This window comes from Marinobacter alkaliphilus, assembly GCF_055394375.1.
On sequence record NZ_AP043751.1, the window covers coordinates 2,022,137 to 2,039,333 of the forward strand.

The 17,197-nt window shown below is 56.9% G+C and carries 20 protein-coding genes; 8 read left to right on the forward strand and 12 right to left on the reverse strand.

Annotated elements, in window-relative coordinates; genetic code table 11:
- Positions 1-21: 21 nt before the first annotated feature.
- Positions 22-588: an elongation factor P-like protein EfpL gene (gene efpL, locus ACZ5Q2_RS09245; protein WP_058092192.1), complete on the forward strand. Its 567-nt coding sequence runs from the start codon at positions 22-24 to the stop codon at positions 586-588.
- Between the two features lie 17 nt (positions 589-605).
- Here efpL and ACZ5Q2_RS09250 read toward each other — a convergent pair whose 3' ends face one another.
- The 4 genes from ACZ5Q2_RS09250 to ACZ5Q2_RS09265 all read right to left on the reverse strand — a co-directional run bounded on the left by ACZ5Q2_RS09250 (position 606) and on the right by ACZ5Q2_RS09265 (position 4,284).
- On the reverse strand, positions 606-1,301 hold the full coding sequence (locus ACZ5Q2_RS09250) for a pseudouridine synthase (protein WP_106694905.1): 696 nt from the start codon (positions 1,299-1,301) through the stop codon (positions 606-608).
- A complete protein-coding gene (locus ACZ5Q2_RS09255) occupies positions 1,298-2,086 on the reverse strand; it encodes a spermidine synthase (RefSeq protein ID WP_432210213.1) in 789 nt (262 codons plus the stop codon). The genes ACZ5Q2_RS09250 and ACZ5Q2_RS09255 overlap by 4 nt, the downstream gene beginning before the upstream one ends.
- Complete coding sequence (locus ACZ5Q2_RS09260) at positions 2,086-2,799, reverse strand: lytic transglycosylase domain-containing protein (protein ID WP_286255705.1); 714 nt, start codon at positions 2,797-2,799, stop codon at positions 2,086-2,088. Before ACZ5Q2_RS09260 ends, ACZ5Q2_RS09255 begins: the two co-directional genes overlap by 1 nt.
- A gap of 129 nt (positions 2,800-2,928) precedes the next feature.
- Positions 2,929-4,284 (reverse strand): dicarboxylate/amino acid:cation symporter, encoded by a 1,356-nt coding sequence (locus ACZ5Q2_RS09265; protein ID WP_106694907.1) that lies wholly within the window; start codon positions 4,282-4,284, stop codon positions 2,929-2,931.
- A gap of 183 nt (positions 4,285-4,467) precedes the next feature.
- Here ACZ5Q2_RS09265 and ACZ5Q2_RS09270 point away from each other — a divergent pair, with 183 nt between their 5' ends.
- Positions 4,468-4,707, forward strand: a complete 240-nt coding sequence (locus ACZ5Q2_RS09270; protein WP_106694908.1) for a TIGR02647 family protein — start codon at positions 4,468-4,470, stop codon at positions 4,705-4,707.
- Positions 4,708-4,803: 96 nt separating this feature from the next.
- Positions 4,804-5,706: a DMT family transporter gene (locus ACZ5Q2_RS09275; RefSeq protein ID WP_286251235.1), complete on the forward strand. Its 903-nt coding sequence runs from the start codon at positions 4,804-4,806 to the stop codon at positions 5,704-5,706.
- Here ACZ5Q2_RS09275 and ACZ5Q2_RS09280 read toward each other — a convergent pair whose 3' ends face one another.
- The 4 genes from ACZ5Q2_RS09280 to ACZ5Q2_RS09295 form a co-directional block, all read right to left on the reverse strand.
- Positions 5,707-5,883, reverse strand: a complete 177-nt coding sequence (locus tag ACZ5Q2_RS09280; protein WP_072676589.1) for a DUF1328 domain-containing protein — start codon at positions 5,881-5,883, stop codon at positions 5,707-5,709.
- 147 nt (positions 5,884-6,030) lie between these two features.
- On the reverse strand, positions 6,031-6,483 hold the full coding sequence (locus ACZ5Q2_RS09285) for a hypothetical protein (RefSeq protein WP_061333063.1): 453 nt from the start codon (positions 6,481-6,483) through the stop codon (positions 6,031-6,033).
- A complete protein-coding gene (locus tag ACZ5Q2_RS09290) occupies positions 6,483-8,162 on the reverse strand; it encodes a L,D-transpeptidase family protein (RefSeq protein ID WP_061333064.1) in 1,680 nt (559 codons plus the stop codon). Before ACZ5Q2_RS09290 ends, ACZ5Q2_RS09285 begins: the two co-directional genes overlap by 1 nt.
- A gap of 88 nt (positions 8,163-8,250) precedes the next feature.
- Positions 8,251-8,916 carry an AbiTii domain-containing protein gene (locus ACZ5Q2_RS09295; RefSeq protein WP_061333065.1) on the reverse strand — a complete coding sequence of 222 codons (666 nt, stop codon included), beginning with the start codon at positions 8,914-8,916 and terminating at the stop codon, positions 8,251-8,253.
- Positions 8,917-9,087: 171 nt separating this feature from the next.
- Here ACZ5Q2_RS09295 and ACZ5Q2_RS09300 point away from each other — a divergent pair, with 171 nt between their 5' ends.
- Positions 9,088-9,747: a protein-L-isoaspartate(D-aspartate) O-methyltransferase gene (locus ACZ5Q2_RS09300; protein ID WP_061333066.1), complete on the forward strand. Its 660-nt coding sequence runs from the start codon at positions 9,088-9,090 to the stop codon at positions 9,745-9,747.
- A gap of 24 nt (positions 9,748-9,771) precedes the next feature.
- On the opposite strand, the gene ACZ5Q2_RS09305 is transcribed toward ACZ5Q2_RS09300, so the two are convergent.
- The gene (locus ACZ5Q2_RS09305) at positions 9,772-10,578 is read right to left on the reverse strand and encodes a DUF1338 domain-containing protein (RefSeq protein WP_061333067.1); all 807 of its coding nucleotides are present in this window, start codon (positions 10,576-10,578) and stop codon (positions 9,772-9,774) included.
- Positions 10,568-11,647 carry an arginine N-succinyltransferase gene (locus ACZ5Q2_RS09310; RefSeq protein ID WP_061333068.1) on the reverse strand — a complete coding sequence of 360 codons (1,080 nt, stop codon included), beginning with the start codon at positions 11,645-11,647 and terminating at the stop codon, positions 10,568-10,570. The genes ACZ5Q2_RS09305 and ACZ5Q2_RS09310 overlap by 11 nt, the downstream gene beginning before the upstream one ends.
- A gap of 117 nt (positions 11,648-11,764) precedes the next feature.
- On the opposite strand from ACZ5Q2_RS09310, the gene ACZ5Q2_RS09315 reads away from it, so the two are divergent.
- Entirely contained in the window at positions 11,765-12,193 is a 429-nt protein-coding gene (locus ACZ5Q2_RS09315) for an Lrp/AsnC family transcriptional regulator (protein WP_061333069.1), read from the forward strand.
- A gap of 344 nt (positions 12,194-12,537) precedes the next feature.
- Positions 12,538-14,220 carry an AMP-binding protein gene (locus ACZ5Q2_RS09320; protein ID WP_061333070.1) on the forward strand — a complete coding sequence of 561 codons (1,683 nt, stop codon included), beginning with the start codon at positions 12,538-12,540 and terminating at the stop codon, positions 14,218-14,220.
- Between the two features lie 91 nt (positions 14,221-14,311).
- Here ACZ5Q2_RS09320 and ACZ5Q2_RS09325 read toward each other — a convergent pair whose 3' ends face one another.
- A complete protein-coding gene (locus ACZ5Q2_RS09325) occupies positions 14,312-14,506 on the reverse strand; it encodes a hypothetical protein (RefSeq protein ID WP_061333071.1) in 195 nt (64 codons plus the stop codon).
- 128 nt (positions 14,507-14,634) lie between these two features.
- Between ACZ5Q2_RS09325 and ACZ5Q2_RS09330 the strand changes: the two genes are divergently transcribed.
- Complete coding sequence (locus ACZ5Q2_RS09330; RefSeq protein WP_061333072.1) at positions 14,635-15,534, forward strand: LysR family transcriptional regulator; 900 nt, start codon at positions 14,635-14,637, stop codon at positions 15,532-15,534.
- Positions 15,535-15,536: 2 nt separating this feature from the next.
- Here the strand turns inward: ACZ5Q2_RS09330 and ACZ5Q2_RS09335 are convergent, their stop codons facing one another.
- The gene (locus ACZ5Q2_RS09335) at positions 15,537-16,256 is read right to left on the reverse strand and encodes a transglycosylase SLT domain-containing protein (protein WP_061333073.1); all 720 of its coding nucleotides are present in this window, start codon (positions 16,254-16,256) and stop codon (positions 15,537-15,539) included.
- A gap of 156 nt (positions 16,257-16,412) precedes the next feature.
- Here ACZ5Q2_RS09335 and ACZ5Q2_RS09340 point away from each other — a divergent pair, with 156 nt between their 5' ends.
- A complete protein-coding gene (locus ACZ5Q2_RS09340) occupies positions 16,413-17,186 on the forward strand; it encodes a DUF2059 domain-containing protein (RefSeq protein ID WP_227510236.1) in 774 nt (257 codons plus the stop codon).
- Positions 17,187-17,197 lie beyond the last annotated feature (11 nt).

The following is a 17,197-nucleotide window of genomic DNA, read 5'->3' on the forward strand; positions in this document are numbered from 1 at the left end:
TTTTTATCGGAATCGGATGTTATGCCTAAAGCGAGTGAGATCAAGAAGAACCAGGCCGTTGAATACGACGGACGCGTCTATTTTGTGAAGGATATCGAGCGCTCGGTACCTCAGGGCCGTGCTGGCGGCAGCTTGTACCGCATGCGCATGTACGATGTAGTGACTAACCAGAAGCTGGATGAGACCTTTAAAGACTCTGACATGCTGAATCTGGCGGATTTGGTGCGTCGTCCGGTCATGTTCTCCTACGCCGATGGCGACGAGTACGTGTTCATGGATAACGAAGACTTCACCCAGTACATGCTGAACAAAAGCGCCATTGAAGACGAGCTGTTGTTCATCACCGAGGATACCCAAGGCGTGATGGCGATTCTGGTCAGTGAAACGCCGGTGGCCATTGATCTGCCGCCGACCGTTGAGCTCACCATTGAAGAAACCGACCCGTCTATCAAGGGCGGTTCGGCAACGGCTCGCACCAAGCCAGCCCGCCTGACCACCGGCCTGGTGGTTCAGGTGCCTGAGCACATCTCTACCGGTGATCGCATCAAGGTGAACGTGGAAGAGCGTAAGTTCCTCAGCCGCGCCTGAGGTTTTGATCAGCTCCGTCAGCCGACGGAGCTGATTTCGTCGCCGCTGAGGTGACGATACCCACCAACTGGAAGGTCCGGGTCCAGTACCAGGCTGCCCATGCTTTCCCTGTGCAGTGATGTGATCCGATTGCCGACCGCGTGGAACATGCGCTTTACCTGGTGATACCGCCCCTCAAAGATGGTTACCCGAGCCTCGCGGTCATTCAGTTGCTCCAACCGGGCAGGGGACGTTGTCAGCTGTTCGTATTCGAACCAGATGCCCTCGGCAAAGCGCGTGGCCGTTTCAGGGCTGATGGGTGACGCGGTTGTGACCCGGTAGGTTTTCGGTAGTTTGATGGCAGGCTCGGTGAGCCGGCGGGACCATAGCCCGTCACTGCTCAGAATAAGAAGCCCGGTGCTGGCCCGGTCCAGGCGGCCGCCGATGTGCAAGTGCTCCCGTATTTCCGGCGCAATCAGTTCCATGACGGTCGGGTGTTGGTCATCCTGAGTGGCGCTCAGGTAGCCGGCGGGTTTGTGGAGCATCAGGTAATAAGCGGGTTCGGCTTGCTGGATGATGTTCTGGTCAATTCTGACTTCCTGAAACCGGGAAACCTCCTCTGCGCCGTCCTGACACCTCTGGCCGTCCACGCTCACCCGGCCAGAAGCCAGAAGCTGTCTTGCATGGCGACGACTGACACCGTTCTGGTTGCTGATAATACGGGAGAGCTTCATGGCTCGCTTGGGGTAACGGCTGGCACCAGCCGGCTCAGCTTCTTGATCAGTTTCCGCCAGCCAATGGGCAGGCGCTCTTCCAGGGCGTTCAGCCGGGATTTGTCGATGGACCAGGGGTCAAAGTCCTGTTTGCGCCCGTAGATCACCCAATTGTTGGTCCGGCTCTTGAACACCAGAAGTAACGGGAACTGGCGCTTGAGTTCCCGCAGCAGATTGCCATCTGGTTCCGGCATTCGGTGGTAGTTAAGAACCAGCCAGCCGGTAGAGGATAATGCCCGGCTGCAGGCTTTGATAAACTGCCGCTGGCTTTGCGCCGGGCTCATACGGTCAGCACTGTACAGGTCCGTCAGGATCATATCGGTGCTGGCTTCGGGTAGCTGGTCGACGGCCAGGCGGGCGTCGGCAATATGCACCCTTAGCCGTTCTGAATCGGGTAGTGCAAACCAGTCCTTTGCGATTTCCGCAACCTTTCGCCGAAGTTCATACACATCAATGATGCTGTCCGGAAGCAGCGTGAACAGACCATGGGCCAGTACGCCACCACCCAGGCCCAGCACCGTTACCCTGCCGGGTGAGGCAAAAGCGATTGGCAGCAGCATGGCGCGGTTGTATTCATGCACTGGCACGTTGGGGGATGCGCGCAAGATCTTGCTTTGCTCAAACACCGAATCAAAGCTCAGAATCCGGTGCTTGCGGTCATCGATCACCAGGATGTTGCCATGGGGGTCGCTTTCCACATGCACGATATCGCCCTTGATTTCAGGGCGCTTGATAATCGTGCCCATCAGTTGCTGGCGTAGCGTTGGTGCAGAATGCCGACCCGTTCGACGTAGGCCTTGGTTTCCGCGTAGGGTGGGATGCCATTGAAGCGCCCGACGGCGCCAGGGCCGGCGTTGTAAGCGGCGGTTGCCAGCCGGACATCGCCATTGAAGCGTTTGAGCATGCGGGCAAGGTAATCGACCCCACCACGTATATTGTCTTCAATGGCAAATGGGTCTCTCACGCCCAGTTCATCTGCGGTGCCGGGCATCAACTGCATCAGGCCCTGGGCGCCGACCGGCGACACGGCCTTCGGGTTGAACGCAGATTCGGCATGAATGACCGCCCGAACCAGAGCCGGGTCGACATCGAACTCTTGAGCGGCTGTCAGGATTTCATCCCGGAACGGACTCACGAACAGAGGGGTTTTGTGCCAGTCCACTTTGGAACCCGGGTCGCAGGCGTAGCAGTGAAACCGGATAACCTCGACGTCTTCTGTGCTGGGCCGTTGGCTGCTGTACGCGACCACACCGTGCTCATCGGTGTAGCGGTACACGGTTTCGTTGCGGGTTGAAGCCCGGGGCTGGCTCGGGCTTTTCACGTTGGTGAATTCTACCCGGCCATCCGGATGGACAATGCGCTGGATGCTGTCGGCATGGGCGATGCCGGTCGCCAGAACGAATCCGGTGAGAAGGGCGATCGTTATTCTGGCCAGTAGGGAGATACCGCTTAAATTCATCAAAGACCCGGTACGTTTATTCTGCATGACAATCTGCCGATATTATCGCGGTAGATGCCCCTGTAAGTGTAGGAGTTTCGTGCCTTGATGATACCGATTGTTCATGGGGTCACAAACTTACTGTGGGCCTCAGGCCTCATCGGGCACCGGTTCGGGTTGGTCTGGTAATCGTTTGCCCGACCAGTTTTCCATCAGCCGGCAAGCGACCAGATCACCGGTCACGTTGATGGCGGTGCGGCACATATCCAGTATCCGGTCCACGCCCATAATCAAGGCAATACCTGCGGGCGGCACGCCCACTGATTGAAGCACCATGGCGAGTATGACAATACCGACCCCCGGTGTAGCGGGCGAACCGATGGATGCACCTACGGCCATGGCTACCACCAGCGCCATGCTGCCAACGCTCAGATCAATGCCATAAACCTGGGCCAGAAACACTGTGGCCACGGCCTGGTAGAGCGCCGTACCGTTCATGTTGATGGTGGCACCCAGGGGAATGACAAACTGGGAAACGGAAGGCCGCACACCCAGTTTGTCTTCCGCGGTGCGAATAGACAGTGGCATGACGGCGGCCGAGCTGGAGGTTGAAAAGGCCAGCAGCAACACATCGCGGGTGTCTTTCAGGAATTGAAGTGGCCGCACCCCTGCGAGGAGCTTGAGAAGGGCGAGGTAGAAAACCATCAAAATGGCCAGGCCAAGCAGTACCGTGGCAACGTAGGAGGCCATGCCCAGCATCGCACGGAACCCGAGCGTGGTGGTCAGTTGTGCCATCAATCCGAAGACTGCATAGGGCGCCAGGCGCATCGCCCAGCGAACCACCGTCATGCAGATTTGTTGCAGGGAGTCGAGCAGGTCCAGCATCGGCTTGGCCTTGTCCCCCGACATACTGACCAGTGCAACGCCGATGATGATAGAGAAAATAACCACCTGCAGCATCTGCCCTTCCACCATGGCATCGAGGGGGTTGCCGGGCAGCAGGCCAATGAGAGTCTGGGGGATTGCATCCAGGCCGGGGATGTCGGCGGCAACCGGCACAGCATCGACAGGCGGTGCCGTCAGGCCGGTCATCAGATCGCCCGGGTTAACAAGGCCGCCCACCCAGAGGCCAATGGTCGCTGCAATCGCTGTCGTGATGACAAAGAACAGGGTAACCCGGACGCCCATCTTGCGCAGTTGTTCCAGGTTGTCGCTGGCGGCCAGGCCTCTTACCACCGAGGCTATCACTAGCGGTATCACAATCATCTGGATGGTGGCGAGGAACAGTTGCCCGGGAAAGGCCAGCCAGTTGCCGATCAGCGTGCCGGTTTCCGGCTCGACCAGTCCAACAGAGGGGCCGAGCAGGGTGCCCACCACAAGGCCCAGTCCCATGCCAATCAGCACCTTGAGCCAGAGCCTGCCTTTAACCAGTGTGGCCAGGTAGACGCTCAGGTGACGCAGGGGGCGGGGGTAGTAGTCGGCCTGCTGGCCGTTCGTGTTATCCATGGTCAACATGTCCGTGTTGCGATCAGCCAGTGCCAGCTTTGTGCAATTAAAATAATGAAGTGGTGAACGTAACAATAGGATATTCAGGGAAAATATGCACCTGGATCAATTTCTTCTTAATTCCGCCATGGCGCTCCGGTATTTAAGCTAAACTGCAGATAATTCGAACGATAAGGAGCTTTTATGCCGTTCTCTCCGAACCATCTTGCTGAGCTGAACCTGTTGCTGCAATTTCCCTCGATTTCTACTCAGGAGGGTATCAAGGTGCATGCCCATACGGCGGCGCCTGAAACGGTTCGAGCGGCAGAGTCACTGTTTGCAAAAGGTCTGATCAGCCAGAAAGACGGGGGTTATCTGACCCCTCTGGGCTGCGAGGCCGTTGAGTTTACCCAGAAATTGCAGTCGATGTTGACGAGCGCCTGACTGTAATGGTTGGTTAGCGGAGTTCTGTGTCTGTCTGGCCGGGTTCTGGCAGGGTATAGTCTCCTGCCAGGTTTCCTATCAGCCGAGCTTTGAGCCATGCCCCCGGTTTTCTTTTCCTTTTTTGTTCCTGCCCTGTTTGTCTGGCTCTGGAGCACCGGTTTCATTGGTGCCAAGTACGGCCTGCCGTATGCAGAGCCTTTTACGCTGTTGTTTATCCGCATGTTGTTCACGCTATTACCTTTGGCAGTCTTGGCCATCGTCATGCGTGCCCGATGGCCGGGCTGGCGCAGCGCTGGTCATGTGGCAGTCACCGGTATTTTGGTGCACGGCTGCTACCTGGGAGGGGTGTTCTACGCCATTGATCAGGGTATGTCATCAGGGTTGGTGTCGCTCATTGTGGGCTTGCAGCCGTTGGTAACAGCGCTGGCTGCTGTGGTGTTTCTGCGTGAGGCGGTTTCGCGAAAGCAGTGGGCGGGATTGGTCTTGGGGCTTGTGGGTGTTTCGCTGGTAATCGTAGAAAAGTTTGGAGGAACCAGTACCGGCGATACAGGGTTACCCGGGCTGACGCTGGTCTGGGCAGGGCTGGCGCTGATCGGAATCTCCCTTGGCACCGTTTACCAGAAACGGTTTGGCACGTCGGTTGATCTGGTATCCGGCACCATGATTCAGTACACCGCAGCGGCCGTCTTGTTTGGTGTTGGTGCGATGGTACTGGAGTCCCGAAGTGTGGAATGGTCGCTGCAGTTCAAGCTGGCCCTTGGCTGGCTGGTGTTTGGCCTGTCGGTCAGTGCCATTTTGCTTTTGATGTGGTTGATTCGACGCGGCGCAGCCTCTCAGGTGGCGAGTTTGTTCTACCTGGTGCCACCGGTCACGGCACTGGAGGCGTTTATCCTGTTTGATGAGCGCTTGGGGCCAATGGCCATGGCCGGCGGGGTTGTTGCGGTGGCTGGCGTGGCCCTGGTTGTTGCTCCAGGGCCACGAAAAGCCAGGTCTGCCTAGTCAGATTTTTGGGCCCCGACCTCGTAACGCGTTGGCGAGGAGTGAAACAACCAACAAGACCAGAAAGATGAAAAACAGGATCTTGGCAAAACCCGCAGCCGTTCCGGCGATGCCTCCGAAACCCAGAACACCTGCAACAATTGCAATAACAAGACACACTACCGCCCAATAGAGCATTTCCTATCCTCCTTTTTACGGTTCCCTTCCAACGTGGCACATGGCCAAAGAATGCGCAACGAAACAGCTGCTCTATTGAGAAATGGTAATTGCGGATACAGGTTTGGCTAGTGTCCCGTCTGGCGCTGGGCCAGGCCGATGGGCAGTTCAGTCTGTGCTCCGGGTGGGGTGAACTGAGCGAGATAGCGTGGGCTCGCAGCCAATCACCCTGCGGGCCTGCTTGTGGGCATGCAGGTACCACCTCTGGCCGCCACGGGTGAAGGTGTCCGCACGCACCTGAAAGTCGGCAGTTTCAACGGTGGCGGGTATCGGCGTGCCATCGGCGTGTCGATAAACGCAACTTGTGCCTATGGTGAGAGGCTGTCGAAGGGGGAGCTCGATAAAGTCGTCGTCCCTGACTACCGGTGCCTGACCGTTGATTTCAATAACTTTCAGGCAAGGGCCGAAGTGAATGCGGTTGACGTCGTCCACGGATTCCTCAAGGCAGTGGTGAGCTTTGAGAAACGCTACGTCGCTGTCCAGACCCTCCTGGCGATCTGGCAGATTCTGGCAGGCTGTCAGGATCAGCATAAGGGCAGTCAGTAAAGCTACTCTCGTCATCAAGGCCTCCGTGGTGTTGGCATCAGCGCGCCTTGGGGATCTGAACGGAGCGCGTCGATCAGCCGCTGATCTCGTCCATAGATGTCGTTCCGGAACTGTATCACTCCTGATTGATCAACCCACACCGTCCAGTATTGCAGATGAACCGGTATCGGCGTTCTCAGCATCGCATTGACTGGGTCTCTGAGTTCAATGGCCCGGTCTATATTCGCCCGCGACCAGTTGCTGTTACCTGCCAGCAGATGCTCCGCCAATTCAAAGGGCCGCTCAACCCTGATACAGCCGGAACTGAACGTTCGTTCAGCTCGGCCAAACAGGGCCTGCCCCGGGGTGTCGTGCAGGTAAATATCATACTGGTTGGGGAACATGAATTTTATCTGTCCCAACGCATTCATCGGCCCGGGTTCCTGAACCAGCTGGTACGGGAAGTTGTTGGCAGACAGAGTGTGCCAGTCGATAGTAGCCGGGTCCACTTCCACGCGATCAGCGCCCCACCCCCGATAGACCTTAAAATTCATGCGCTCAAGGTAGCCGGGATCGCTGCGGATAATTGGTAGCTGGTCCTGGATCATCAGCTTCCGTGGGACGGTCCAGGTAGGGTTGAATACCAGGTAGCGAATGCGGTCACTGAATACCGGGGTTTGGCGGTAAGGGCGCCCGACGATCACCCGCTGGCGGAGGATTTCCTCACTGGAGCGTACCATGGTCATCTCGAAGCCGGCGATGTTGACCAGTAAGTAGGTATCACCAAGATCGTCCGGCAACCAACGCCAACGCTCCAGGCTGGCATCCAGTTGGCGGATGCGCTCGACAGGTAATCTATTCAGGGCAGCAAAAGTCTGGCGCCCGATGATTCCATCCGGTTCAAGGCCATGCCGGGCCTGGAACGCGGGAAGGGCGATCAACAGCTCGTCGTCGTAGCTATCACTTTCGACCGACGCATCGTAGGCAGCCGGGCGATCATGGTCGGCACTCGGGATATCGCCAAGAAGGGCAAGCCGGCGACGTATCTCGGGGATGCGCGGGTCGTTGTCTCCCGGTCGGAGTGTGGGAGTGGCGGCGAGTTCGTGCCAGGGCTGCCCCAGCAATGCGGTCAGGGTGCGGCGCGCCGTGACCAGTTTCTGGTAGGCTGGCGCTGAAGGTTTTAGCTGTTGCAGGGTCTGGTAAACGGAATTGGTGTCCAGTGCTTGTGCAAGCACGGTGTGGGTTTCCAGATCCTGGCGATTGGCGGTCCATTCAGCGTGAATGGTCCTCGGGTTGACTTTCCCCGCCTGCAAATGGGAGGAAAGCAACAGGAATGCGTCTGACAGTACCAGGTCCAGATCGGCCCGCACTTCTTCCTCGACCTGATCCGTCGGTTGCAGGGCCAGGGCGGCAATCGTTTCGTGGTGATAATCCAGCGGGTTTAAACCCTGATCAGCCACCTCACTGATGGCCTGGGCCAGTTGACGTCGGGCATTGTAGGAATCCCAGGCCAGGTCAAATTCCCTGAGCTCGTAGAAACGGGTCAGGGCCTCCTTTGCAAGTATCGGTGCGTCGAGAACCGTGACAGGATGCCCGGCCTGAAGGGCTTCTATGCGATTGATGATGCTATCGTCACTGAAGACGGGGGGGCATGCCAGTAGAAGAATCAGAGCCAGGCCGCGTGATCTGAGATACTTCCATCGTGCGTCTCTCATAGTGGCGCTCCTGGCTCCTTTATAGACGATTCAATCGGTTCGCGTGTCCTCCAGTATAGCCTTTTGGTCTTTACGTGGCTTTCCTGACTTAGCCGGCCCGGCCAAACATGCGTTCCAGAAAGCCAAGCTCCCGAACATCTGCCACCGGTACTGTGTCCAGTTCCTGCATGGCTTTGCGCCAGAAAGCCTCTGGGCTATCAAGATGCGAGACCAGCTTTCGTTCCTCCGGACTATAGTGGTTGTGATCGCCAGAGATACCAGCGTCCATCAGCTGCTCGGCCCACAGATAGAGCGCTGCCCGAAGGGTTCGGAGTAGCCGGCAGTAAACCTCCCGGCTGAGGTTGATGGCCAGTTCGGCACTGAGATTAATCTGCTTTTGCAGGTCTGACATGGCCTCTTTATCCAGCAACACTCGATTGCCATTGCCTTTCTTGCAGCTTAAACAGGTATGTTCGAGTTCTTTTACCCCTTCCATCAGATTCAGGTGCCCGAACTCCCTGGTTTGGGTGTCATTCACCGGTGCAGGAATCCAGCCATACTGCGGGGATTTGGCAACGATGTGTCCGGGCAGGTCGAGCCGATAAGGTGGTGCTTTGTCTATATCGGGGTATCCATCAAACTCAGCCCTTAGCCAGGCTGCCATCTGGCGATGTCGGAGCATGGTTGCCAGGGTTATGGCTGATGGCACGATATCGGCGAGCAGATCGCTGGCATCCTGGGTGCGTTCCATCAGGTGGTCGACAGATGTAGACATGATTATCTCCCTGAGCGTGAGGGTTAAACCCTCGCCGTTATTTTTGTTTTTGGTTCTCCTCATCCGTGCAGAGGAGTAACCTGTGGGTAAAAAGTAGACAGTGGTTAAAGTTTGCGCTGTTGTAAAAGCGTTATGGCTTTGTAACGACGGGTAATCAGGGAGGGGCCGGTGATGAATGAACGGGTTCCGGATTTCAACAACCTGCGCGCAGACATGGTTCGGTATCAGCTTGCCGGCAGGGGGATATTCGATTCAAGAGTGCTGGAAGCCATGGACAGGGTGCCCCGAGAACGCTTTATTCCCGAGCATCTGGCTGGCGAAGCCTATGAAGATTACCCCTTGCCGATTGGTTGGGGGCAGACAATTTCCCAGCCCTATATCGTGGCGCTGATGGCGCAGGCGCTTCAGCTGGAGGGGCGGGAACGGGTGTTGGATATTGGGACTGGATCGGGTTATGCCGCAGCCGTTTTGGCCAGCCTCGCCCTGGAGGTCTTCAGTATCGAGCGGATTCCTGAGTTGGCAGAGCAGGCCAGGAGGAACCTGGAGCGGGCGGGGTTCAGCCAGGTGCATGTTCGCTGCGGCGACGGAACCCTTGGTTGGCCGGAGGCTGCGCCCTTTGATGGCATCTGCGTTGCTGCAGGTGCTCCCGCCGTACCTGAGACCCTTAAACAGCAGCTTGCCGTCGGTGGCCGGTTGATTATTCCGGTGGGGTCGGAGCATTCCGTGCAGCGGCTGGTGTGTATTACCCGCCGGACGGATGCTGACTTCGAGCGCGAAGACTTCGGTGATGTCCGGTTCGTGCCCCTGTTGGGTGAGCAGGGATGGTCCTGACGTCAGTGCCAGGAGGCGCCGAAGTCAGTTTGACGCATGGGTACTCTCGAAGATCTTGTCTGCAGACGCCGCCACAAAGCCGGAGTACAGGTTGCCATCCGGTTTCCGATAGCGCAGGGCGAATTCATAGAAACAGCTGGGTACCGTGGCCACCTGATCAGTGAACTCCAGGGCGACCCGGTCTGCCAGGGTGGAGGATTGCTCGAGCAGTTCCTGAGGTGACCCCTTTACTTCACCCCCGGAGGTGTTTATGGCGAAGCCGTGGTCTTTGAGCAGTTGGTTGATCTGCGCAACGGTTTTGATGCTCTCAAGATGATTGATACTGACCGTAAAATGGTTGGCTCGATAACCCCAGGCTGCGGTCCATGCAGCGTATTCGCTTTCCTCCAGAAGTGAACGGTAAGTGCCGTAATCCAGTTTCCAGTGGCGGCCGGAAGTCAGAAAATCATCGGCATCTACCGCGCCCGGATTCGTTTGGGCCACAAGGCCAGAAACGATGGCCTGCAGTTGCACTGAACATTGATCCACCAGTAGCTCAGAGATGAACACCTTGGGAACATCCGGGTCAGGGTGCTCGTAATGCCGTGCGTAGAGCTTTTTGGCTTCAAAATGATATTCGCCACCCGGCTGATAGCCCAGCTTGAGAAAGTGGCCGGCCAGTTTGTCCAGGCGTACCGGGGCCAGGTTAAAAGTGCGCAGTGCAATGTGATCATTCACGATGGGGTGGCTTTCGCGTTCGCCCAGCAACTGATGAATACGCTCAGCCGAGGGCGTCACCCGTCGATAGGATTGCCAGAGCCGGGAAAAAAGCGCGTTCAGATCATTGTGCATGACGGAACTCCTGGTGAGCACTCATCTCACTTGTGTTCAGTGTGGGGCGGTTTTTGACCAGGGGTAGTGCGCACACCGGGTCTCCACCATTCAAGCCCAGCTTCCGCTGAATGCCAGTCGGTAGGGGAACTTGCTCCGGCTCGTCTCCCCCTGACAGTGAATCGATGATCGTCGCACGGAATCCGGAACACTGGCCGTTGGCCACAATCAAGGGGAACCCGGTGTGGGCGGTAATCCGGGTGCCGCCATATAAACCCCGGTATAGCCCGCTGTTGCGAACACTGGTAATGGCATCCCGTGCGCATTCAATGGTCGGCCCGGCATCGAAAAGATCCACCAGTCCACGATGCCGGAATCCTTCCTGTTTCAGCAAGTGTAGCGCCGGGCGGGTGTCCGGGTGAACCTGGCCGATGACTGCCTGAGCTTCAATGGTCATGTCTGCAATGTCGAACGGACCAGGGGGAACAAGTTGTTCCAGAAAACGAGCATCACTCTGGGCGGAGAGTTGCGTTACCGTGGAAAAATCCAGATCGACCACCTGATGTCTCAGCCAGTTCCAGAAAGGCGAGTGGCCATGAGTGTCAGACACCCCCCGCATCTCTGCTATCACGGTGTTTGCAAAACGCTCGGGGTGCAGTGCCATAAACAGAAACCGGACTTTTGACAGGAGTTTGCCGGCATTGGCCTGGCGATAGTCCGGGCGAAGGTACAGCGAACAGATTTCGGTGCAGCCCGCGTAGTGCTCGCAACGGGTCAGGGTTTCCCTCGCGAGGCCTGCTGGCCCGATCGTTCTGTCGCGTTTGAAGTGGTGCAACGGCCGGTCGAGCCCAACACTGGCCTGGATGCCAGTTGTGCCCATGATCTCATGGCTGTGCTCATCCTCAAGTACAAACAGATACTGCTCGTTTGTGGGATTGTCTACGCGCCGCTCAAAGCTCTTCATGGAATGCTCGATCTTCTGTGCCAGCGCGTCCCGGTCTGGCATCAGGGATGTGAATCCCGGTCCGGATTCAACGGCAATCTGATAAAGGGGATCAAGATCCCGAAGCGTGATAGGGCGGATCAACATGGCCGACATCCTGAACGTTGTTTAGGTCCAGTATGGCGGCTGGTTATGCCGATCTGTAGATTCAAATTGGTCGATATGGTCTAGAATTTAGCCATATTGACGAATCAGGTAATCAAAATGATTAGTATGCAAGACCAGAAATTGTTGGGACTGCTCCGGCAGAATGCTCGCGCCAGTGTGACTGACCTGGCCAAGGGGTTGCATGTTTCCCGTTCCACCGTACAAAACAGACTGGCGAAACTGGAGGCGCAGGGAATCATTCGCGGCTATACCTTACAGCTGGGCGGTGAGTACGCCGCCAATCAGGTGGAGGCCCATGTGTCGGTCAAGGTGCATCAGAAACTCACTGCCCGCACCAACTCTGAACTGGAGCAGATTTCTCAGGTCTGTCAGTTGTTTTCGGTTAGTGGTGAATACGACTTGATTGCCATCGTCCAGGCTCAATCACTGGAGGAGTTGAGCCGTGTATTGGATGACATCGGGAACCTTGAAGGGGTTGAGCGAACTAACTCGGCAGTCGTGCTTGAGACCCGGTTCAGGCGTTAGCCAGCTTTCAGGAACCAAGAAAGCCCGCATAGGCGGTATAGAGAAATGCACCAGAACCGATAAGAATCACGGCCCAGGCGGGGAAGATCAAAGCAGAGCGAGTCGAGGTTCTCATAGAGCGACAGTCTCCTGTGGTATTGGTTATCAATACGCGGTACTTCTCAATCTAGACCAGACTTGATGGATGTCACGAACTATTTTGGGAGGTGCGTCTCAGCTTCGAGCTAAATGGTCAACGCCCGGGATGTTTATTGCTATTGAGCACGCGGGAAAGTTGGCTAGTATGAATGCAACAATAAAAAGCGATTCCAGACAACCGAAGATAACAACAACAAGGAGCCACCATGGCTATAGACCCACAAAAGCAGACGTCTTTGCACTGCCTGTACTACTGGGCCCAGCACACTCCCGATAACGTTTACCTTACCCAGCCGTTCCCGGATGGCCGGGTGGAAGACATTACCTGGGCGCAGGCCGCTGACCAGGTGTCCCGGATGGCCGCCTACCTGAACAGCCTTGGTCTACCGGAGCACAGCAATATCGGAATCCTGGGCAAGAATAGCGCGCATTGGATACTGTTGGATCTGGCCATTTGGGCAGCCGGTCATGTCAGCGTGCCGCTTTACCCGACCCTGAATGGTGAAACAGCCGCTTACATTCTTGAACACAGCGAGGCTAAACTGTTGTTCCTGGGTAAGCTGGACGGTACGGCCGACGGCTGGAACGACATCAAGCATCATATTCCTGATGACCTGCCCATCGTGTCTCTGCCTTTGTCGCCGCGCGATGACACTCCCAAATGGCAGGAGATCATCAAAGAGCAATCACCGGCTGAGCCGAAACTGCCTGATCCGGATGCGCTGGCCACCATCGTGTACACCTCTGGCAGTACCGGCCGGCCCAAGGGCGTGATGCACAGCTTCCGCACCATGATTTCGGTGGCCGATGGCCTGCAGCAACTGTTCCCAGTGTCATCCAACGAACGCATGTTGTCTTACCTCCCGCTGGCCCACGTGGCGGAGCGGGCAGCGGTTGAAACCCAGTCCCTTTACTACGGTTTCCACCTGTACTTTGCCAACTCCCTGGACACCTTCCAGGAAGACTTGCAGCGGGCCCGGCCCACGTTGTTCTTCTCGGTACCGCGCCTGTGGATGAAGTTCTATCTGGGCGTGAACGCCAAGCTGCCACCGAAGAAGCAGAAAATCCTGTTCAATATTCCGATCCTTAACTCGCTGGTTAAAAAGAAGGTGCTCAAACAGCTGGGCCTGGACCATTGTCGGGCCGCCCTGACGGGCGCGGCACCGTTGTCTGGAGAGATTATCGGCTGGTATCGGGGCCTTGGTCTGGAATTGCTGGAAGTGTATGGCATGTCGGAGAACTTCGGTTACTCCCACGCCAACCGCCCCGGCCAGGCCAAGGTGGGTACGGTCGGCATGGCAAACCCCGGTGTTACTCACCGCATTGGCGAAGGTGGCGAGGTTCAGGTCAAGAGCCCCGGTCAGATGCTCGGCTACTACAAGAACGAAGAGAAGACCAAAGAGGACCTGACCGATGACGGCTTTCTCAAAACCGGCGATATGGGTGAAATCGACCAGGATGGTTGCCTGCGTATCACTGGCCGGGTGAAGGATCTGTTCAAAACCTCCAAGGGCAAATACGTAGTGCCCGTGCCAATTGAGAACCGGTTCAATCATCCGAAAGCCGAAGTGGTGTGTGTGGCCGGCGCCAACCAGCCTCAGCCGTGCCTGATGGTGTTGTTGTCAGAAGAGGCCCGGGATGAACTGGATCGTGGTGGTGACCGGGCGGAGCTGGAACAGGAACTGGCCCGGGAGCTTGATGCCGTTAACGCCCAGAGCGAAGCCCATGAGAAAGTGGCTTTCGTAGTAGTGGTCAAGGAGCCCTGGACCATGGAAAACGGCATGTTAACGCCGACCATGAAGATCAAGCGCAATGTGATCGAGGACTTCTACAATCAGAAGATGGACGAGTGGTTTGGTAAGAAGAGTAAGGTGATCTGGGAGTTCTGATCAGGGCGTTAAACACTCACCAAATAAAAACGCCGGCATGGAAACATGCCGGCGTTTTTATTTGTGCTTCGGTTACCGGGTTCCGGTAATCTCAGTGACCGCCCTGTACCTGGGGCATGTCTGGGGCAACCGCAGCCGCTTTGCGGTTGAAAATCCGCACCTTACGGCTGAAAAACTGCATCGCCTGCTGTGCAGCAGCGCGGGTATACTGGCGCCTGACCTCGGTACTGTTGTGGAGGATACTTGACGGCAGCGGGTTTACGGTTGCGATATGGCTCTTGGTCATAGCGCCTTCCTCCTTTGTCTGGTGGATTAATTAGCGATCTATCTTTAATTTAACGACTATTCTAGGAGTTCTTATTTGCAGTTTGAATACGTTAAAATCCGTACTCACGTTGCGAATATGCAGTAACTATGGACTGGGATTATCTTCGATATATACGGGCTCTGGCAATAGGTGGAACGCTGGCGAAAGCCGGTGAATTGCTGGGTGTACACCAAACCACTGTTTTAAGACGACTTGATCAGATGGAAGAGTCGTTGGGGGTGCAGTTCTTCGAGCGCAACCGGGATGGTTTGCAGCTCACTCCGGTTGGCGAAATGGCGTTTCGGGAGGCCCAGCGGCTGGCTACCGATGTGGAAAACCTGGAGCGCAAACTGGTAGGTGACGATGCCGCGCCGGTGGGTAAGGTCCGGGTGGCGGCCGAAGATGCCATGATGAATGAACTGCTCGGACCGATCCTGGCGGAGCTGGTTCACGCCTATCCGGATATCGAACTGGAGGTGCTGACCGATAACGATGTGGCGAACCTCAGCCACCGGGAGGCAGACCTGACCTTGCGGCCGGAGAACAAACCCCAGGCGACCCTGGAGGGCGAGCGCATTGCCGCTGTGGATTCCGCTGTCTACGGGGCCGCCCGATACTGCCGTCGACACCGCAATATGGATATCGAGAACCACCCGGAAGATTGCACCTGGATACTGCCGGATGAGAGTTTCAGCCATCTGGCGACCGGGCGTTGGTACCGAAAGCACCTGAAGAACGTCTCCTCGGTGATTCGCTGCAACAGCCTGCAATCCATGGCAACCCTGGCCAGGTCTGGAGCGGGGTTGGCGGTGTTGCCCTGTTATCTGGGCGAGGCCGCGAAAGAGCTGCGCAGGCTATCAGACCCGCTGGAGGGCGAGAGCGTGGATTTGTGGCTGCATGTAAACCAGGATACCCAGCAGATGGCCCGGGTGCGCATTGTCATGGAGTTTCTGGTTGAACGCCTGAAAGCGCTGGAATCTGCCATTGAGATAAGCGCGTCGCTCTGAACCTAATCGTCGGCCTTGCAGAACGGCCAGAACTGGTACCAGCGCCAACATTGGAACTCCGCTTCGCACTGCTTTAACTGGTTGTCGTAGCGGAAGGCGCGGTTCTGAACCCTTCGGGCCAGGGACTGTATGGCCGGTTTCTGTTCGAACGAGCGGCGTGCGTAGCCGCCCCGACCTTCATGATAGGCCAGGTAAAGCTGCCGGGGTGCGCTGAATGGAATGCCCAGCTCGCGGTTGCTGAGGTGGTTGTACCAGCCGACAAAATCCAGCGCGTATTGCATGTCGGTGCGTACGGTTCGCCAGGATGCGTCGTTCGCCACCAGGTATTCGCCCCAGGCGGGGTCAAGGGCCTGGGCATAACCGTAAGCGGTGGTGGGGCGCTTCCAGGGAATCAGTCCCCAAAGCCGGGTGCGGGGCGGCCGGGCATGGCTCCGGAAAGACGATTCGTAATAGACAAAAGCCAGCTGTGTGGCGATGGGGGTGCCCCATTTCTCCTCGGAGGCCCGGGCATAGTCGTACCACACCGTATGTTCCCTGAAGATCTCACAGATGTTTTCCGGGTTGGCCGGAGGTTCCGGGGCCAGCAGACTGAAACGCAGGGTGGCCCAGGTGCCGATCACCAGCCCCAGCAAAGGCAGGCCGTACCAGCTGATGCGGGAGCGCCATACATTAAACCGCTTGTTGCGGATATTTCGAGATTTTCGGGTTCTTCTGCGCCACATCCCTACCAAACTGTCATCTCCAAAGGCCTTGGGGCACTTGCCGTAATGGCTTCAGGCGTGTCATAAACAGGGCCGTTGCAGTAACAGGATAATAGAGAAATGAGACTGATCACCCTAGTTAAACCTCTTTTAGTTGCCGGGCTTATATCGTCAGGAATGGCCCATGCATCAACGGATGCCCGTGACGTTCTGGCGGCATCGCCCATTGATGACATCGTGGGCCAGTATCCGGCCATGATGAGCCAGGGTATACGGGACGGTCTCAAACAGAGCGGCCAGGTGCCGCCGATGGTGGCCGACACCATTGGTTATGTGGTCAGCAGCAGCTACAGGGCCGAGGACATCGAGCGTAAGCTGGTGGACAGCCTGGATGAGTCGTTGACGAACAAACAGCTTGAGGAGGTTCATGCCTGGTACCAGACGCCTGTTGCGCAGAAGATATCCCGTGCGGAGATTGCTGCGTCTGCACCTGCCGCCTGGTCAGAGGTGCGAAGCCGCGCCGGAGAGCTAAACGAAGCCTACAAGGGCACCACCCGGGAAAAGCTGTTTGACCGTTTTGACCGGGCTTCCCGCGCAACGGAAACCACAGTGGATACTACCATTGCCGTGCAGTTGGGTTTGGCAACGGCCATGGCGGCCCTGAGCAGTGACTCGGTGCATTACGAGCGGTTACGTCAGCGTTTGGAGAACCAGCGTGGGATGTTGCAGGGCATGGTTGGGCAACAGGTATACGACAGCTATTTGTTCACCTACCGGGATATCAGTGTTCAGGAACTGGGTCTGTATCTGGACTTTCTGGAGAGTGAGTCGGGTAAACGCTTTACCGAGGTGGTCACAGAGAGCATTCAGGCGTCGATTACGGACCCTATTGAAACCATCGGTAGCCAATTGGCGCGGTTCAGGAATTTCGGGACAGGCGAATCCCGATAACCAACGCCTGC